Raw genomic sequence first — 19,660 nt, forward strand, 5'->3', positions numbered from 1 at the left:
GTTTAGAATTGTATTTGATCGGCTTCAATTTCAACACGCTTCATTGGTTTGTAGTCGATATCTACTTCACCTATTAAAGTAATGTATGTTGTTGGTGAAACTGGACGTCCTTGCCAAAGTTCATCATCAATATCTACAGTAATAACACCTGTTTTATCGCGAAATTGATATTTCTCATCACCCAAGGACTTAACCACCTGACCTTGAAGTTTTACAGGCGTATTATCTTTGAATGTTAATGCATCTTTCACACTCACACTTGTTGTTGGAATAAGTGCAGATTGATTGACTGGCTGAGCATAGCTGAGACCCGTAATAGTCAAACCTGATGTCAAAACTAAAGCTGCTAGACGTCTCATTGCTGTTCCTCTCTGATCGAACATTGTATTTGATAAGAGAATTACAACAAAAACACATGAGGTGAATCTTAAGATCTAAACTAACCTTTTACTAAGTTAATGGGACCACCCTTAAGACTTCTTCAAGGCTAGTCACACCCTCAAGAATTTTTCGGGCTCCTGCGATTCTTAAAGGTTGGATTCCTTGCTTTTTGGCTTCTGATTTCAATTGATTTAAATTTGCTTCAGAACTCACCAGTTGCTTTAAATTTAGATCAAGGGACATAAACTCATAAATGCCTATACGCCCCTTATAACCAGTTTGACGACAATGATCACATCCAACTGGCCCATAGATTTGTTCAGGCATTGCAATCTCATAATCCTGTGTCAGATGCTGCCATTGTTGTTTATCAATATCTGAAAGGACTTTGCAATGAGGACATAATTGACGCACCAGACGTTGCGCTAAAACACCTAATAAAGTTGCTGCTGTCAAAAAGGGTTGCACACCCAGATCATGTAAACGGGTCAAACTAGAAGGCGCATCATTGGTATGTAAAGTCGATAAGACTAAATGTCCCGTAAGTGCAGCCTGAATCGCCATATTGGCGGTATCCTGATCACGAATCTCACCCACCATAATGATATCCGGATCCTGCCGCATTAACGCTCTTACTCCATCTGCAAAACCGAGATCAATAGCAGCATTAACCTGCATTTGATTGAAACTTGATTCCAGCATTTCAATCGGATCTTCAATCGTACAAACATTGACCTGATCAGTGGCTAATTGTTTTAACGATGAATATAACGTCGTCGTTTTACCTGAACCAGTAGGACCCGTGACCAAAATAATGCCGTGACTATTCCGGCTCAATGCTTGCCACTGTTTAAGCAAAATTTCATCGAAACCGAGTTGCTCAAAACTTCTGACTAAAACATCTGGATCAAAAATACGCATGACCAGTTTTTCACCAAATGCTGTAGGTAACGTTGAAAGCCGGAGTTCGGTTTCTTGCCCTTTGGGCGTTCGGGTCTTTAAACGACCATCTTGAGGTTTTCTTTTTTCTGCGACGTTTAAACGCCCTAAAATTTTAATCCGTGCAATCACAGCAGATAAGGTATTGGCTGGCATATGATAAATAGTGTGCAATACTCCATCAATCCGAAAGCGCACCTTTCCCTTTTCCTTACGTGGTTCCAGATGAATATCACTTGCACCCTGTTCAAAAGCGAATTGTAAAATCCAGTCGACCAGTTTAACGATATGCTGATCATTAGCATCGGGGTTCTGGTTATCACCCAATTGAAGTAAAGCCTCGACACCTTTATTGTCTCGCTCGTAAGCAGTGGCATTTTTAGAAGAATGTACTGCCCGACTCACTTGATAATATTCAGGTAAATAACGCTGAAGCTGATCTGGAGATAACAGTACAAGCTCAATTTTCTTTGGTGCCAAACTCAGCTCAAGATTACTCACCCAGTCTCGAACAAAAGGCTGATCAGTTCCAATCAGAATACGCTCAGGATTGACATCTACAGCCAGAATTTTATTGCGTAGTGCAAATTCCTGTGACATCACCGAGGTCAGCATATTGACATCGGCCTTCAAGGGATCGATCACATATAGAGGTAGTCCAACCTTCTCTGCCAGCCACTGACTCAATCTCAGAATATCGAATGGTTTGGATGTATGAGCCTGATCTTTTAAATCAAAGTGAGCAATCCACTGTAATGGATGCCATTTTAGCTGTTCTTTATTTCGATGTGTGGTTTGTATAAGCAGTTTATCGCGCTCGCTGATTCGACCATCTTTTAATAATTGTTCTAAACACCATTGTGTATCTATTTCAAAATGATATGTCATTTATTTCTCCCCCACACCATTCACACTATATCAGAGTTCATTTATGATGTATTTTTTAGTCATTAAAAATAAAGAGTGATAGCCAGTCAGATAAAATTGTTTTAAAGTTCAATTAAATTTCACTATTAAAACGAGCAATGACTTCCATTTCATTTAAAAATTTTCATGAAGCAGGAAAAGCGGTATTACATTTTTTACATCAAAAATTTGGATTTGATTTATGGATGATTACCCGTGTAGAAGGTAATGACTGGATCGTATTACAGTCTGAAGATCATGGTTATAATGTCAAACCAGGCCGTGTTTTTAATTGGGCTGATTCGTTTTGTTCACATATGGTGTTAGGTAATGCGCCAAGAATCGCACCTTATTCTGAAGAAATTCCACTTTATGCATCAGCTCCAATTGCCAAACAAGTCGATATCAAAGCCTATATTGGCCAACCGCTTTTAAATGAAGATGGAAGTTTATTTGGTACATTATGTGCAATTGATCCACAACCCAAATCTAGAAAAATCATTGAAGATGAAGATTTAATTGAGTTGTTTGGTAATCTTCTAAGCCATATATTACAACGTGAAATTCGGGAGAATGAACAAATTCGGCTGCACGAGCGTTTAAGAAGCGAAGCCGTAATTGACGCGCTAACAGGTATTTATAATCGGCGGGGTTGGAATCAATTTATCGAAGCAGAGGAGCAACGTTGCAAACAGTATGGATACCCCGCTGCCATTTTTATGATTGATCTGAATGATTTAAAGTTAATGAATGATCAAAGAGGCCATGCCGAAGGAGATCGGCTCCTCCAGCAAGCCGCGACTATATTAAAAAACACCTTACGTCAGGAAGATCTTGTTGCACGTCTGGGTGGAGATGAGTTTGGAATACTCACCCTCGGGCATGACATACATCGTATTGAGCAACTCAAAAATCGGATTATTGCAGCTCTTAAAGCTGCCAAAATTAGTGCAGCGATTGGTTATGCCATACGTCATCCAAGTTTTGATCTGGAAAGCGCATGTGCTCATGCAGATGAACAAATGTATCAACATAAGCGTCGCAACAAGAGACATTAACTTTCACTTTCTTGATCAAAAAATCCAACTACCTCAACATTCTGATCATTGACTTTAAAGTGAATATCGAATTGATCGAACTTCATTTTATAAATCCGGTTAACATCGTTTTGATATGCAGGTCGCGGATCAAAAGCCAATACTTGCTCAAGTTCATTCAAAATCTGGGTCGTGAGTTTTTTCTGATCTAAAAATTTTTGTCTTTGCTCGCAAGCGACTCCTGTCCATAACACGCTTTTTCTAATAGGTTCATCTTGTGCATAACTACTTTGTGCAGAAACAATCGCATCTGAATACTGAATATAAGGCTTGATATCAAGAATTGGGGTTCCATTTAACAAATCACTGCCATTCACATAGATTCGCAGTTTTTTCCCAATTTTTTCAATATGTTTAAATTGCACGACAGATAAGCCAATCGGTGCTGGACGATACATGCTTCTGGTCGCAAAAATCCCAATTTTCTTGTTTCCCCCTAAACGTGGCGGGCGTACCTGTGGGCGAAATCTTTCATCATCTTGCTGATTTTTATTGTCATGAAACTGCCAGATTAACCATAAATGACTAAATGCTTCTATTCCTTCAAATGCCAAAATATCATTATATGGTTCGCACATTTCAATGTATGACTCTACCTGTACTAGATTAGGCTGACGAGGAATACCAAACTTTTCACCGTAAGGTGAATGCATGATGCCGATGATTGGCAAATTTACAGAAGTCATCATCACTTTTTCTTATAAACACAATTAAATATATTCAGTTTATCGGGAAAGATTTTAGATTAGAATAGCAATCTGTTTCTTTTGATCGTGATTGAGATCTTTAATGGCTGCTTTTAATGTTGAACGCATTACCCATGTTCACCACTGGAATGACACTCTGTTTAGTTTTAAAACCACGCGCGATGTCGCATTACGTTTTAAGAATGGTCAGTTTGTAATGATCGGGCTTGAGGTCAATGGTAAGCCATTAATGCGTGCTTATTCAATTGCCAGCGCTAACTATGAAGAAGAACTTGAGTTTTTCTCAATCAAAGTGCAAGAAGGCCCATTAACCTCGATTTTACAGAAAGTACAAGTGGGTGATGAAATTCTAATTTCTAAAAAGCCTACAGGTACTTTGGTTCATGATGATTTGAATCCAGGTAAAAACCTATATTTCCTTTCTTCTGGAACAGGTCTTGCACCATTTTTATCATTAATTCGTGATCCTGAAACTTACGAAAAATTTGAAAAAGTGATTTTGGTACATGGTACACGCTGGATTAGCGAGTTGGCTTATCAAGATTTGATTTTGAATGAATTACCAAACAATGAATGGTTTGAAGAACTCGATATCAAAAATAAATTAATCTATTACCCAACAGTTACCCGCGAACCTTTTGAAAATGAAGGTCGTGTAACGACTGCCATTGAAACTGGTGCGTTATTTGAAAAAATTGGTTTACCGCCATTTAATCCAGAAACTGACCGTGCGATGCTTTGCGGTAGCCCACATTTCTTGACAGATGTGGCAGCACTTTTGGATAAAGCGGGTTTAAAAGAATCGCCACGTATGGGTGTTCTTGGTGACTACGTGATCGAACGTGCTTTCGTAGAAAAGTAAGAAATTACCGTTTAAAAAAACCGAGAATAGTTTCTCGGTTTTTTTAAATTCAATTATTTTTGAAGTTTTTTATTCTGAAAAATATCTATTAAATTAGGTGACTTGGTATCTGGTTGTTCATCCAGAAAGCTACGCGCATACTCTCCTAAATGTGCTTCCATGAGCTTAATCGCTTTTTGTTCATCACCCTGCTCAATTGCCTCCAAAATCGCATGATGCTCTTCAACAGAACAATGGTTGGGTTTGGTTTCATACATTCCAATTAATAACGAGGTTCTAGCAATTAAGGTTTGCAAATACCCTGTCACAATCGGATTATGGTTGGCTTCACATAAACAAATATGAAAATCACCAGAAAGCTTAATCCACTCTTTGAGATTACCAGCGCTACGCACTTTTTCTTCTTTATCTATTAACGCTTTCAATTCAGAAAGATCAAGCTGTTTATATTTTCGTGCCAATTTTTTAACTGTGCCAATTTCAAGCATACTACGTGCTTCAAAGATAGCTTCTGTTTCCTGAAAATCATGTTCAGGAACCACTGCACCACGATTGGGCTGTATTTCAATCACCCGATCATGCGCAAGTTTGACAAACACACGACGCAATACTCCACGTGTTACCCCGAAAGCCTCACACAGCGGTGCTTCGACCAAACGAGTACCTGGCCCAATTTGTCGATTCATAATGGCATCAACAATTGCATGATAAATATGCTGATCGGTGTCTTCATTATTGGACAGATGATTGCTTTTTTCTGGTGCAGATAATGACATGCGTTCCTCATACAGAGCAAAAAGCGGATTTTTTCAACAGGACTTTAGAATAAAACTATATTTTATTTGATATATAGTTTAGCAAGTTGTTCACAATTTTTATATATTCCATACAACTTTATTTATTTCCAACTTAATTTTATTAAAAATAAAATAAAATAATTTCAAATATTTAAATTAAAAATAACAAATTACTTACCCGCTCCCCCTGTTGAATCACGGAATCTTATAAAAGTTGGTTCAAATTTTGCTTAAATAAAATTGTGCACAATTTTAATTTATTTGGTCAACAATTTAAAAGAGTTGTGAAAACAATTCTAAACATACTTGGGGTGGTAACAGTGTTTTGTCTAAAAAAATGCGTGATGTTAGGCAGTATGATGAGTTTAACGTTCAGCAGTCATGCAGCGATCAATCTAACATCTGGTGGTGTCAACCTACAATTGAGTGGTTTGATTGATACGGGGATCGCATCTGTAAGTAATGTAAAGCAAGGTACAAAAACCAAAACGACTGGTGTTGACAGTATTTTGGGTGTGTCAAATCTCGGATTGAGTGGCGATTATAAAATTGATGAGGATTATCAGGCTTTTTTTAAATTACAGGCTGGATTTAACCCTTCGAAAGGCGAACAAAGCAAAGATGGCGAACTGTTTGATCGTAATGCTTACATTGGAATGAAAACACCTTATGGCGCCGTCAGCATAGGTAAACAATGGACATTTAACGATGATTGGCTTGTCGGTTCAGTCTTTAAAGGCGGATATAACTCGGGGGCGATTTTTAAATTTTCTGAATTTGATGCCGTCAGTGAAATTTATTCAAATTTAGTCAAATACACTTCGCCTGAAATGAATGGCTGGCAATTTGGTGCAATTTACGGCCTTAAAGATGATTCAACTAAAAACACACACGGGCAAATTTTTTCAGGCGCTTTTAAATATGCTACAAATCAGTGGATGATCGGCGGCGCTTATGAAGATCATGAAGCTCAAGACAATGATCATCATTATAAGCTTTCGACACTCGCCTCCCGTTATAACTTTTCAAAATTATCTACTCGTTTAGGCATCGCTTATGCAGATATTGATGGTCCAGGTCAATATGCTGCAATTGCAAGTAATTCAGTGAAGCAACAGGCGTGGGCAACTGAAATAGGCATAGATTATTTGTTTACGCCTAAACTAACTTTATCTGGTGACATTATTTACAAAGAAAATACGACTTTTGATCACCACGCTATGGTGTATCGAGCCTTAGCAATTTATCAAGTCCGTCAACCACTGAGTCTCATTGCCAATGTGGCTTATCTCAAAAATTCAGATGGTTCAAGTGAAAGCCTGGTCAATACAGATTCGAATTTAGCAGGTGGTGGCTATGCCAATCAAGATCAACTCTCAACTGCTGTTGGTGTTCGTCTGACATTTTAATTCAACTTCAAATGCAATTTTACGATGACCCTATGACAAAATGAAAGTGAGTGACTAACATGCAACATGAATCTGAAGCCCTAATCAAACCCGATTACCACCCTAAATTAACCAACTCTGACCTAGCACCTTTAAAAAAACAAACGTGGACATCGTATAACATCTTTGCCTTTTGGATGTCTGATGTACACAGTGTTGGTGGCTATGTAACTGCTGGAAGCTTATTCGCACTCGGCCTCAATAGTTGGCAGGTATTGGTATCATTACTTATCGGCATTGTGATTGTACAATTTTTTGCCAATATGATTGCAAAACCAAGCCAAAAAACCAGTACACCTTTTCCGGTGATCTGTCGCGCAACCTTTGGTGTTTTTGGTGCCAATATTCCTGCTGTGATTCGTGGAATTATTGCTGTTGCATGGTATGGCATTCAGACTTATCTGGCTTCAAGCGCATTTATTATTATCATTTTAAAGTTTTGGCCTGAAATGACAGCATATGCTGATGTCAAACAACATTCATTTTTAGGATTGTCTTATCTGGGATGGCTAGGTTTTATGCTGCTCTGGGTACTTCAGGCAGTCGTATTCTGGTCAGGCATGAATAGTATTCGCAAGTTTATCGATTGGGCTGGTCCTGCGGTTTATGTTGTGATGTTTGCCATGGCAGTGTGGTTGGTCTATGAGGCTGGCTGGAGTAATATCAACATGAATCTAGGCGGCGTCAAATACGACGGCATGGATGTTATCCCCGTTATGATTGGTGCCATTGCATTAGTTGTATCTTATTTTTCTGGTCCTGTACTTAATTTTGGCGATTTCTCACGCTATGGTAAAAGCTTTGAAGCAGTTAAATTTGGTAATTTCTTAGGCTTACCTGTCAACTTTCTAGCATTCTCAGTATTAACAGTAGTCTGTATCGCAGCGACTTTGCCTATTTATGGTAAGTTAATTACAGATCCTGTAGAAATGGTTGGACAACTAAATAATACTTTTGTGGTAGTTCTTGGTTGTCTCACGCTCATGATTGCAACGGTTGGCATTAACATTGTGGCTAACTTTGTATCACCTGCTTTTGATTTTTCAAATGTTTCACCCAATAAAATCAGTTGGCGAATGGGAGGTATGATTGCAGCAGTGGGTTCAATCTTTATTACGCCATGGAATTTATTTAACAACCCTCAGGTGATTCACTACACCATTGATGTTTTAGGTGCATTAATTGGTCCATTATTTGGTATCTTGATCGCAGATTATTACATCGTTAAGAAACAAAAAATTGAGGTAGATGAATTATATAGCATTAATCCTCATGGAAAGTACTGGTACCAAAATGGCTATAATCCAAAAGCTATTGCAGCACTGATTCCCGCAGCAATTATCCCTATTCTTTGTGTATTGCTCCCTCAGCTGCATATATTGGCAAATTTCTCCTGGTTTATTGGAATGTTTGCAGGTCTGATTATTTACAGTCTGCTCTCTATTAAACAACGTGTGAAAATAAAATCGTTGATCTAGCACACGCTTTACTCAATCAAATCGAAGTAAAGACTTCCATAAACTTATGATTGAAAAATTTGTGGAAGTCGCTTATCGCTTTAAATTTTATCGTTCAATACAGCTTATTTAGGCTTTTATTTTAAATATCAAGGTTATGCATTATGCGGATACAAGTCATTAACCCCAACACCTGCATTGAAATGACTCATTCGATAGGTGAAAGTGCCAAAAAAGTTGCTGCACCAACCACCGAAATTATTGCTGTTTCTCCAGATCACGGTGTGCCATCCATTGAAGGCCATTATGATGAAGCCATTTCAGCTTTAGGAACCTTGCAACTGATTAAAGAAGGTCGAGAAAATCAAGTTGATGGACATATTATTGCTTGTTTTGGTGATCCTGCTTTACATGCTGCCCGCGAAATTGCAGATGCGCCTGTGATTGGTATTGCAGAAGCCGCATTTCATGTCGCAACATTGGTTGCAACCAAATTTTCGATTGTGACCACTCTCTCTCGAACTCGAATTATTGCTGAACATTTACTGCATGAATATGGCTTTGTACATAAATGTTCAAATATTCATTGTATCGATTTACCGGTACTTGAACTAGAAAGTAACACCGAAGAAACCTACCAAAAATTATTGGAACATTGTCTAAAAGCAAAACAACAAGACAATATTGGTGCAATTGTATTGGGATGTGGGGGTATGGCAAAACTTGCCGAACGTGTCGCTCAAGAGATTGATATCCCTGTAATTGATGGCGTCACGGCTGCAGTGAAACTGCTTGAGGGTTTACATGGACTAGGACTTAAAACCAGTAAATGGGGAGATTATAATTATCCAATTCGAAAATAACCAACAACTATTCAATATTGAATCATATAAAAAACCAGATACATCATCTGGTTTTTAAAGTGACTTTGTGAATACGATTCAAAGTTGATCTATGGTGAAATAATGAATAAACATTCCGATTAATGTCGCAAATCACCAAAAGCAAAACTTGACACAGATAAGCCCCCTAAAAATGCTGTCTCATGATAATTACGGCTACCCTGTTCAAGTTCTGCTGCTCCCACTGCCACCATTAAAGGTAATAAGTGTTCTTCACGTGGGTGTGCAATCCGCGCAGCGGGTGCCAACTCCCATTGTTGAAGCAATTGATTTCGCTCACTTCCTTGATGTTTAACCACAGCTTCATATAACCACTGATCAAAATCACGTGATGGTCCAGCAGCATTTGCATTAAACATTCGAAGATTGTGATAGCTCAATCCACTGGCAATAATCAGAATATTTTCATCACGTAAGGCAGCTAAGGCCCGCCCCATCTCAATGTGTTCTTGAGGATTTAAACCTTTTTTCAAAGAAAGCTGAACGACTGGAATATCTGCCGCAGGATTGATGATCTGCATTGGAGAAAACATACCATGATCATAACCACGCCCATCATCACTTGAGACTTTGATATGGGCTTGCTCAAGTAAATCGACAACCCGCTCGGCTAACTCAGGTGATCCAGAAGATGCATAATGCACTTGATAAGTATGTGGAGGGAAGCCACCGTAGTCGTAGATCATGTCAGGTTGGAGTGCGGTCTGTACTGTAAATTCAGGCGCCTCCCAATGTGCAGAGATCATCAGAATCGCATCTGGCTTTTTAGGTAACGAGTCCAGAAGACTTGCGAGTGACTGCGCCAATTGAGCATACACATTATTAAGTGCATTTGGCATCCAAGGCCATGGCCCACCACCATGAGAAATAAAAAATACAGGTTGTCGTTGATTGACTGCTGACATTGAACTTCCCCTTTAGTATTTTCAAACTTATTGGATAATTTAATCGATCACTTCATGCAACGACAACCGCAAGAATAGAACAATTCAACGTATTTTTAGAACAATAATTTTTTGTATTTTATGTACTGCGTCACTACACGACTTATTTTCATTATTGCCATGCATGATATTACACAAGAAAAAAAGGAGCCTGACTGTTAGAAGATCAGACTCCGTAAAGTAAAGTAAAGTGATTTAATCAAGTCAATCCAATGTAACTTGAATCTTTATCTAATCAATCAGCCATGACGAATAATATAATCAAAAGCAGACAGAGACGCTTTGGCACCTTCACCTGTGGCAATAATGATCTGCTTGTACGGCACTGTGGTACAGTCACCCGCTGCAAACACACCCTTCACATTGGTTTCATTGCGCTCATTGATGATGATCTCACCTCGTGGGCTTAACTCTACCGAACCTTTAAGAAAGTCAGTGTTTGGTAACAAGCCAATCTGTACAAAAATCCCTGCCAGCTCAATCGTGTGTTCTGTATCTGTCGCACGATCTTTATACTTCAAACCCGTCACCTGAGCACCATCACCGATCACCTCTGTAGAAAGTGCGTTGGTAATAATGGTCGCATTTGGCAAACTATTCAGCTTGTCCTGCAATACCTGATCTGCACGAAGTTTGGTATCAAATTCTACCAGCGTTACATGCTCAACAATTCCTGCTAAATCAATTGCAGCTTCGACACCTGAGTTACCTCCACCAATCACCGCAACTTTCTTGCCTTTAAACAATGGACCATCACAGTGTGGGCAATATGCGACACCACGAGTGGCATATTCCTGCTCACCAGGAACCCCCATTTTTCTCCAGCGCGCACCCGTCGATAAAATCACGGTTTTCGATTCAACCTTAGCCCCATTTTCCAGTTCAACTTCAACCAGACCTGAAGCAGTTTGATCTGCACCCACAATCTTACTGACACGTTGCAAATTCATGATATCAACATCATATTCACGAACATGCGCTTCCATATCCGCAGCAAACTTTGGCCCCACCGTTTTTTGTACAGAGGTGAAATTTTCAATGTCCATGGTGTCCATCACCTGACCACCAAAGCGCTCGGCAATCATACCAGTACGAATACCTTTACGTGCTGCATAGATCGCGGCAGTACCACCAGCAGGACCAGCACCTACGACCAATACATCAAAAACATCTTTTGCATTAATGGCAGCGGCATCTTTCTCAGCAGCATTGCTGTCCAGTTTCGCGACAATTTCCTCTAGCGTCATACGACCCTGACCGATGTGATTGCCATTCTGGAACACCATTGGTACGGCCATGATTTTGCGTTCTTCAACTTCATCCTGAAAGAAAGCCCCATCAATCATGGTCGCAGTACTGTTTGGATTATAGATCGCAATCAAGTTTAACGCCTGGACCACATCTGGACAGTTATGACAGCTTAAAGAAACAAACACATCAAAATCAGCTTTTAAGTTAAGGCCTTTAATCTGGTTTAAGATTTCATCAGACACTTTAGGTGCATAACCTGAGGTTTGTAACAATGCCAGAATGAGTGAGGTAAACTCATGACCCATCGGCAAGCCTGCAAAGAACACACGAGGTTGTTCACCGGCTTTGGCAATACCGAAACTTGGACGGCGTGTATTCTGACCATCAAAACGTGCTGTCACCTGGTTGGAGAGTTCTGCAATTTCAGTGACCAGTTCTTTGATTTTGGCAGCTTTGTCTGAGTCATCGAGTGCAGCGACCAATTCAATTGGGCTTTCCAAACGTTCTAAATAAGCTTTAAGTTGAGTTTTGATATTTTGGTCTAACATGTTGAAGCTCCAAAGGAGTAAATTCTTTAACTTGATGGGGATCATACGATAAAAGTTAGAATAGCTGAAACAGTATGTTTTTATTGTTTTAATCGGTTTTTTGAATTTTAAAATTGATTAAGATGTTTGTTCAATTCGAAGTGTGCGTTTTTTTAAATTCATGGCCAGTCCATAACTTAAAATCGCAATGAATAAAGCGACAAAACTCAATCCCAAGCAGAGCTTTTTAATTATCTCGGATAGTTGCTGTGCCTGATTGGCTTGAAGTTGGACACTTTGTGCTAAAGGAGTAATCGATTTTCCATACATTTGTTGTTGCATAATCCAAAGCTGTTCAGGTTTAAAACCATATTCAATAAAATGTGGATCTATTCGCTCTGCACGTATCAAACCTGCAACATAAGGCAAGGCAGCATCTTTATCTATAGGGCGGTGCAATAATGCAGTTTGTGCCAAAAGATAGTCTTTCACTGCATCTGGAACATCAGAATTTTTTAAATCACGTGCAATCTGACTTTGCTGAATATTTTGATCATAAGCAATCAGTTCTGTATAAGCCTGATTGTCATCACTTCTAGAATCGTATTGCAAATAAGTTAAGCCTGACCAGATCAAAATGAATCCAATCAGCCATGCCACAAACCGTAGAATAAAAGACTTAAAACGCCACTGAAAAAATTTAAACTTTTTGAGAATTCGAACAAAAATAAAAGCACCAAAAAATCCAGCAAAAACTTTTAAAATCATCCAACCCAACCAAGACAACAAACTCAAAAAATAGTCAGGCTGTGAAGGTGATAACAGCTCATCATTTACCGCAACCGGAATATGCAACTGATGAACTTGTTGTCCAAGATCAAAAAAACTATATACCAAATCTGTTTGAGTAAAAGAAGCGATTAGACTGATGATAAAAATCAGCACCGCCACCATACTAAAAAGCGTCACCCGATGTTGGCGCTTTTTTAAGAGATACAATCTCGATTCAATCGACTGAACATCAATCGGATAATTCTCGATAGGTGGCAAATGATTCTCCTACAACAAATATAATATTATGATTTATTGGTAACAGAACTCTGGCTCGATTCGATTACTAACTGATTTAAATCGTGCTGCAAAGTGCGTAATCGTGTAGCAGCTTCATCACGTTTTTGCATTCCTTCTTTCTGAACTTGAATCACATCATTTACTGTTTTTATGAGGGTGTTTTGAACATGTTCAAGGGTTTCAATGTCAATCACTGAACGCTGATTTGCTCTGGCCGTATCCACTGAATTTTGATGCAATAAATCTGCATTACGGCGCAGTAATTCATTGGTCGCATCGTCAATATTTTGAGCCAACTGCACACTATTTTTTTGCTCTTGCAAAGAAATTGCTAAACTGATCTGATTTTTCCATGCGGGTAGCGTAATATTTTTAATCGCATAAAATTTATCCACCAACATTAAATTATTCGACTGAATAATTCGAATCATGGGCAACGTTTGCATGGCAGACTGCTGTAAAACCTGTAAATCACTGACCCGTTTTTCTAAATTATTGACAAGGTGGTTCAGGTCATAAATTTGTTGTGTCGTGTGTTGATCTTGTTCTTTTTGGCTTAATTCAGCAATTTTTTGCTGAAGTTCATGCTGCTTAATTTGGCCTGCTGCAACATGAATCCCCAATTGTTTATACTCATCCTGTACCGCACTAAACATGTGATCCAAAGTGTTTACGCGAGTTTTTAGTCCAGACTGTGAATGCTCAATTTCTTTGACTAAAGCATCAAGCTGTTCTTTGGTGGTACTAAAGTGCTGATCAAAATTCTGCTTTGCACCTTTGATTTTATTGAGTAAACCACCAATAATCGGAATAGATGAAGTTCTTGGTTTATTTAAAATACTGGATGTATTTAACTGTTTAGCAACCTGTACCACCTCATTCAGCTTTTGACCCGTTTGGTCTAGATCTTTCGACTGAACCAAGGTCAGCAATTCATCCGTGTAAGCCGATGTTTTAGTCGCAATATCTTTACCGTATTCGGCCACACTGGCATGACTTATGTCATCTAGTGCCTGATGAGCATGAATAACTTCTGCATAGTCTTCAGGTTGAAGTCCGAGCGCTTTTAAATCTAAACGTTCAAATTCTTGCTGCTGAATTTCTGTCATCATTTCAGTTAAGCGTTTTTCATCTTTAGATTCAGACATTATGACACCTTATTTTGATCTAGTGATTGCTTTAACGTATTCAGCAGATTGTCCCGACTACGATCCAATTTTTGCAATTCAGAAACTGAAGCTGTTTGCATACTCTGCTTTAAATGGTATTGCCAAGCAGGAATTAATACCTGCTGCGCTTCTTTAAACCGATCCAGCAAAGTAAACGAAAGTTGTTGCGCCAATTGCATTTGTGTAATTGCAATATCATTACTTACTTGCAAGGTATGTAAAGTATTTATTTTCTTGGATAATCTTTCTTGAAAATTGTCCAGTGGATGACGGTGGTTTACAAATTCAGGATACTCATTCAAAAACTCTTTAGCCGCTACAATATAAGTCGCCATTTGCTCACGTAATCCGAGCAACTGCTGTACCCGTGCCTGTGATTTCTGAATTTCAACCTGTAAGCGCTGACTCAGTGTATTAGCTTCATCAATCAAACTTTGCAAAGCATTAAAATAATGAAGTTGATTTTGATCATATTCCAGATCAATCCCGAGCCATTTCTGCAATCGATTAAATTTACGCTTTTTAAGCTGCCTGTCAGATTGCGATAATTTTTCAATTAATAGACCAATGACATGGCTAAGCTGATAGTTCAATTCGGCATCGATACTATTTAGCAAAACCGACTGTGCCTGAATCAGTTGATCCGCAAAATGATTGAGTCGGTACTGATCATCTAGCAACGGCACCAGATCATTACGCTTAATAGATAAGACAATTTTGGGATCAGTTTCAATCTGATCCAACGGGATCAAAGAATTAAATCGAGCCATAATCCACCATCGTCATGTATCTCTTCATCATATTCAGATTTTATGACGGCGCATAGAATAGTTTTATATCAAGATAATAACTTTATGTTAATTGCAATAAATCAAGATAAGCGTTCGATCAATCAAGCCTTTAAATTCAGCCTGCTCTTAATACGCTAGTATTCATCAATTATGAGATAATTCAGGGATCAAATGATTTTTTAGAATCAACAATTTCCATTCATAAATGTTAGGTATAAAAAAAGCTCCCTTAGGAGCTTTTTCTGAAACTAATCACTTAGTTTTCATATACAGGGAATTTTGCACACACAGCTTCAACTTTTGCTTTGACATCAGCAATGACTTTTTCATCACCTTTGCTGTCTAAAACGTCTGCAATCCAGCTAGCCAAGTCGCGCACTTCAGCTTCACCAAAACCACGAGTCGTTACTGCTGGCGTACCAATACGAATACCAGAAGTTACAAATGGAGAGCGTGGGTCATTTGGAACCGCATTTTTGTTGACAGTAATGTTTGCATTACCCAACCATGCATCTGCTTCTTTACCAGTGACATCTTGCTTGATCAAAGAAAGTAGGAACAAGTGGTTATCTGTACCACCAGAAACAATATCATAACCACGAGCAATTAATACTTCAGCCATGGCTTGAGCATTTTTGACTACTTGTTGTTGATAAGCTTTATATTCTGGTGCCATTGCTTCTTTAAAGCAGACTGCTTTTGCAGCAATCGCATGTACAAGTGGACCACCTTGGTTACCAGGGAATACAGCAGATTGAAGTTTTTTCTCAATTTCTTCATTTGCTTTTGCAAGAATCAAACCAGAACGTGGACCACGAAGGGTTTTATGGGTCGTGGTTGTGGTGACATCAGCAATTTGAACTGGGCTTGGATAAACACCGGCAGCAACCAAACCAGCCACATGAGCCATATCAACAAATAAGTAAGCGCCTACTTTATCTGCGATATCGCGGAAACGTTGCCAATCTACAATACGGCTATATGCAGAGAAACCTGCAACGATCATACGCGGTTTGTGTTCTATTGCTAAGCGCTCAACTTCGTCATAATCGATTTCGCCTGTTTCAGGGTTAAGACCGTACTGAACGGCATTGTATGTTTTACCAGAGAAGTTTACTTTTGCACCGTGAGTCAAGTGACCACCGTGAGCAAGACTCATACCCAAAACAGTATCACCCGCATTAAGTAATGCAAGGTATACGGCAGAGTTTGCTTGTGAGCCAGCATGTGGCTGAACGTTTGCATAATCAGCACCAAAGAGCGCTTTAGCACGGTCAATTGCAAGCTGTTCAATCACGTCTACATATTCGCAGCCGCCATAATAGCGTTTGCCAGGATAACCTTCTGCATATTTATTGGTAAGTTTTGATCCTTGCGCTTCCATCACCGCAGGAGAGCAATAGTTTTCAGAAGCAATCAACTCAATATGCGCTTCCTGACGCGCATCTTCAGCTTCGATTGATTTGGCCAATTCTGGATCAAATTCAGAAAGAGAAATGTTGGCAAACATTAGCGAGGGTCCTATGTAGTAGGGCTTTTAAGCCGTGCTAAGATTGGACGCTATTGTATCATGAAGTTTGAGTTTAAGCAGGGCGAAGTTGCTCAGTTATGCATAAAAATGGCTCATCCTGCGCGGATCAGCCATTTTGCTATAAAAAATTTAACTTACTGGGTAAACAAAGTATTTACGTCGGTGACAATATTGGAAATATTCAAGCTATACGCGCTGCCGTGTGTCCATGTCTCGTTTGTAATAAAGTTGATATTCGTACCAGCTAATTTTGCTTCCGTAACAAGCTTGTTGGTTGCAATCAATGGCACCGTGGTATCGGCCTGCCCCTGATAAATCTTAATAGGCGTTGAAACTTTAACTGTTAGTGGTTGCCCATCTGTACTGGTAAAATTTTTCACCACAGGCAAATTAAGGAAACCATCCTGAGTACGACCGTAGCCGACTAACGTATTGTTATTCTTATTGGAATACTCAGTTAATCCTGCTGCAAATGACTGACCTAATGCTGGCGCACAGACACTTTCTGCTTGAGCGGCAATCGAATCTGAAGGAGTTTTAAAAATTTGACTATATTGTAAGGAAGGGTTTGGATTGCGCAGTCCGGCAGTAATTAAGGCTGTGTAGGTATCTAAATTGGTATATGTTGGAATTTGGACAGCTACAGGCTGGTTTGCAGCTGAGAGCTCCCCGGCGTTTAAAATAAGATCCAGATTTGATGCTGGTGCAACAGCTATTGTGCCTTTATAGGTCAGCTTTGCACGTGACGCATATTGTGCTGCCCCTAGCGCAGCCTGGCCACCTTGCGAGTGCCCCACTGCGACCCACCTTGTGGCAGCTTTTGCTCCCAAATAGCTTTTTGCTGCTACAACCGCATCGGTAATTGAATACGCTTCACTTTTTACATTTAAGAAAGGATGAATTTCTTTACCACTAGGCTCTCCCAATCCTTCATAATCTGGTGCTACAACTACATAACCCTGCGCCAGCAACTGAGTGATCATGGTTTTTACATTTTCATCCATGACATTACGACTTGGCGCACAAACATCAGCCACACCTGTTGTTCCATGTGCCCAAGCCACAATTGGCCACCCGCCCACTGGTGGAACTCCTTTAGGCGTGAAAACTAGCGCTGTCGCCTGCACTTCTTTATTATTGATTCCCAGCATCTTATAAGTCATCAATAAGCTTTCATTTGCCACCAAACTCATATCAGTTGATGTATAGGCATCCATACGAACCACTGGATTTTGGATGTTATTTTCTGGGATACTTGGCGAACTAACATATGAACCTGAATCATTATTGTCGTTACATGCACTTAAAAAAATGCACGTACTGAGTGTAGTCAATATAATCAGTTGTTTTTTCATTATTGCTTTATCCTTTAAGCATGAGTTTTAATTGTTTTACTTTTCAAACTTATCTGAATTTAACACTAGACTCAAGAAAATAGTGCTTAGTTTAGCAGCAGCCTTTTATTGAATCACTTTGCACTAGATCAAGACAATGTTACATTTACAATGTAAGCAAAGAAAATCAGATTGAATGTTATGAATGCCATTATTTTGGACACGGAAACTCACACATTAAATGGCAAGCCCATCGAGATTGCATATGCTCCAATCGAAATACACAATGGAAAAATGACACTCGATAAAAGTCAGCTTTTCGACCAACTATATAGTGTGGAAGAACCAATTTCCTATGCAGCAATGGCTGTGCATCACATTCTCGAATCTGATCTTCAGAACCAGCCACTTTACACAAGCTTTGAACTCCCAACATCGACTCAATATATCATTGGTCATAATATTGATTATGATATCAATGCGATTGCCCGTTGTGGCGTTGATGTTCGTCATATCAAGGCGATTTGTACTCTCGCGCTTGCTAGAAAAGTTTGGCCTGAATCAGAAGCACATAATATTTCGGCGTTAATTTATCAAATTTCCAAGGGCAGCCCTAAAGCTCGTGAATTACTCAAAGGTGCTCACCGTGCCGACGCAGATATTATATTAACGGCCAACATTCTGATGCATATTGTGCATCATCTTGATATTTCGACTATCGAAGAACTCTACAATGCTTCCGAAGAAGCGCGTATTCCTAAAATAATTAATTTTGGTAAACACAAAGGAACTGCCATCTCAGATTTGCCTCGTGACTATATACAATGGTTATTACGTCAAGATGATCTAGACAATTATCTCAAAAAGGCACTGGAAACATCACTGGTCTAAAATATAGCTCTCACTGACTATTTCATCAATTTTGTAGTTTCTATCTTTGCCATATCCTTTAGTGTCTGCTGAATATTTTTGGCAGACATGGCATTTTTTGATATTCATACAACCAAAATTAAAATCCTGTCATAAAATAAAAGCCCCAATTACTCTCCGCTATCTTTGAAATACCCATAATAATCAATTGAAATTTAATTATTTATTTTTCAAATCTACTTTTTTGTTTTTTACTTTTTTATCGATGACTGTACGGTATAAAAATATTTATGATTTACGACTAAAGACGAAGCAACTTTTCTAAAAAATATGCGTATGATGAAATGAATTTCAGAAATATGCATATTTCTGAAATTTATGGAAAGTATTGTTTAGCCCTTTAGCCCATCTCGATGGGCTTTTTTTACAAGTAAAATAAAATATTCAATTTATCTAATTTGATGATTAATTAGACATAAAAACCGTGATATGCCTTATTGACTTTACCAGATGCTTTTTTTTGCCTATGATGTGCAACGCATGCGCTCGTAGCTCAGTTGGATAGAGTACAGGTTTCCGAAGCCTGGGGTCGTGGGTTCGATCCCCGCCGAGCGCACCAATATTCCTTAATATATAAGTTTGCAAGCGATTTTGGTGTAGTGATCAACTTTTACCT

At 39.0% G+C, this 19,660-nt stretch carries 17 protein-coding genes and 1 tRNA gene; 7 read left to right on the forward strand and 11 right to left on the reverse strand.

Annotation, left to right across the window (positions count from 1 at the left end; genetic code table 11):
- Positions 1-2: 2 nt before the first annotated feature.
- Positions 3-359 carry a NirD/YgiW/YdeI family stress tolerance protein gene (locus F952_RS12000; protein ID WP_004927860.1) on the reverse strand — a complete coding sequence of 119 codons (357 nt, stop codon included), beginning with the start codon at positions 357-359 and terminating at the stop codon, positions 3-5.
- Between the two features lie 91 nt (positions 360-450).
- Complete coding sequence (locus tag F952_RS12005; protein WP_004927862.1) at positions 451-2,208, reverse strand: type IV pilus assembly ATPase TfpB; 1,758 nt, start codon at positions 2,206-2,208, stop codon at positions 451-453.
- A gap of 137 nt (positions 2,209-2,345) precedes the next feature.
- Between F952_RS12005 and F952_RS12010 the strand changes: the two genes are divergently transcribed.
- Complete coding sequence (locus F952_RS12010; RefSeq protein WP_004927864.1) at positions 2,346-3,284, forward strand: sensor domain-containing diguanylate cyclase; 939 nt, start codon at positions 2,346-2,348, stop codon at positions 3,282-3,284.
- Here F952_RS12010 and tsaA read toward each other — a convergent pair.
- On the reverse strand, positions 3,281-4,009 hold the full coding sequence (gene tsaA, locus F952_RS12015) for a tRNA (N6-threonylcarbamoyladenosine(37)-N6)-methyltransferase TrmO (RefSeq protein ID WP_004927869.1): 729 nt from the start codon (positions 4,007-4,009) through the stop codon (positions 3,281-3,283). The two genes, F952_RS12010 and tsaA, sit on opposite strands and share 4 nt — an antisense overlap.
- A 103-nt stretch (positions 4,010-4,112) precedes the next feature.
- On the opposite strand from tsaA, the gene F952_RS12020 reads away from it, so the two are divergent.
- Positions 4,113-4,892 (forward strand): ferredoxin--NADP reductase, encoded by a 780-nt coding sequence (locus F952_RS12020; protein WP_004927871.1) that lies wholly within the window; start codon positions 4,113-4,115, stop codon positions 4,890-4,892.
- 53 nt (positions 4,893-4,945) lie between these two features.
- On the opposite strand, the gene F952_RS12025 is transcribed toward F952_RS12020, so the two are convergent.
- The gene (locus F952_RS12025; protein ID WP_004927874.1) at positions 4,946-5,668 is read right to left on the reverse strand and encodes a GntR family transcriptional regulator; all 723 of its coding nucleotides are present in this window, start codon (positions 5,666-5,668) and stop codon (positions 4,946-4,948) included.
- A 380-nt stretch (positions 5,669-6,048) separates the two neighbouring features.
- Here F952_RS12025 and F952_RS12030 point away from each other — a divergent pair, with 380 nt between their 5' ends.
- The 3 genes from F952_RS12030 (at position 6,049) to F952_RS12040 (ending at position 9,457) form a co-directional block, all read left to right on the forward strand.
- Complete coding sequence (locus F952_RS12030; RefSeq protein ID WP_004927876.1) at positions 6,049-7,098, forward strand: porin; 1,050 nt, start codon at positions 6,049-6,051, stop codon at positions 7,096-7,098.
- 59 nt (positions 7,099-7,157) lie between these two features.
- On the forward strand, positions 7,158-8,615 hold the full coding sequence (locus F952_RS12035) for an NCS1 family nucleobase:cation symporter-1 (RefSeq protein WP_004927878.1): 1,458 nt from the start codon (positions 7,158-7,160) through the stop codon (positions 8,613-8,615).
- Positions 8,616-8,758: 143 nt separating this feature from the next.
- The gene (locus F952_RS12040) at positions 8,759-9,457 is read left to right on the forward strand and encodes an aspartate/glutamate racemase family protein (RefSeq protein ID WP_004927879.1); all 699 of its coding nucleotides are present in this window, start codon (positions 8,759-8,761) and stop codon (positions 9,455-9,457) included.
- Positions 9,458-9,576: 119 nt separating this feature from the next.
- Here F952_RS12040 and F952_RS12045 read toward each other — a convergent pair whose 3' ends face one another.
- The 7 genes from F952_RS12045 to F952_RS12075 all read right to left on the reverse strand — a co-directional run bounded on the left by F952_RS12045 (position 9,577) and on the right by F952_RS12075 (position 18,135).
- Positions 9,577-10,401 (reverse strand): DODA-type extradiol aromatic ring-opening family dioxygenase, encoded by an 825-nt coding sequence (locus F952_RS12045; protein ID WP_004927883.1) that lies wholly within the window; start codon positions 10,399-10,401, stop codon positions 9,577-9,579.
- 278 nt (positions 10,402-10,679) lie between these two features.
- On the reverse strand, positions 10,680-12,239 hold the full coding sequence (ahpF, locus tag F952_RS12050; protein ID WP_004927885.1) for an alkyl hydroperoxide reductase subunit F: 1,560 nt from the start codon (positions 12,237-12,239) through the stop codon (positions 10,680-10,682).
- Between the two features lie 117 nt (positions 12,240-12,356).
- Complete coding sequence (locus F952_RS12055) at positions 12,357-13,268, reverse strand: hypothetical protein (RefSeq protein ID WP_004927887.1); 912 nt, start codon at positions 13,266-13,268, stop codon at positions 12,357-12,359.
- Positions 13,269-13,294: 26 nt separating this feature from the next.
- Positions 13,295-14,437 (reverse strand): toxic anion resistance protein, encoded by a 1,143-nt coding sequence (locus tag F952_RS12060; protein ID WP_004927893.1) that lies wholly within the window; start codon positions 14,435-14,437, stop codon positions 13,295-13,297.
- Positions 14,437-15,228: a hypothetical protein gene (locus F952_RS12065; RefSeq protein WP_004927897.1), complete on the reverse strand. Its 792-nt coding sequence runs from the start codon at positions 15,226-15,228 to the stop codon at positions 14,437-14,439. The genes F952_RS12060 and F952_RS12065 overlap by 1 nt, the downstream gene beginning before the upstream one ends.
- Positions 15,229-15,505: 277 nt before the next feature.
- On the reverse strand, positions 15,506-16,759 hold the full coding sequence (gene glyA / locus F952_RS12070; RefSeq protein ID WP_004927900.1) for a serine hydroxymethyltransferase: 1,254 nt from the start codon (positions 16,757-16,759) through the stop codon (positions 15,506-15,508).
- 155 nt (positions 16,760-16,914) lie between these two features.
- Entirely contained in the window at positions 16,915-18,135 is a 1,221-nt protein-coding gene (locus F952_RS12075; RefSeq protein WP_004927905.1) for an alpha/beta hydrolase, read from the reverse strand.
- A gap of 180 nt (positions 18,136-18,315) precedes the next feature.
- Between F952_RS12075 and F952_RS12080 the strand changes: the two genes are divergently transcribed.
- Complete coding sequence (locus F952_RS12080) at positions 18,316-19,005, forward strand: putative quorum-sensing-regulated virulence factor (protein ID WP_004927907.1); 690 nt, start codon at positions 18,316-18,318, stop codon at positions 19,003-19,005.
- A gap of 521 nt (positions 19,006-19,526) precedes the next feature.
- Positions 19,527-19,603: transfer RNA gene (locus F952_RS12085), tRNA-Arg, on the forward strand.
- The last annotated feature ends 57 nt before the right edge of the window (positions 19,604-19,660 follow it).

Origin of the sequence: Acinetobacter baylyi DSM 14961 = CIP 107474 (assembly GCF_000368685.1) — a bacterium.
Lineage (GTDB): Bacteria > Pseudomonadota > Gammaproteobacteria > Pseudomonadales > Moraxellaceae > Acinetobacter > Acinetobacter baylyi.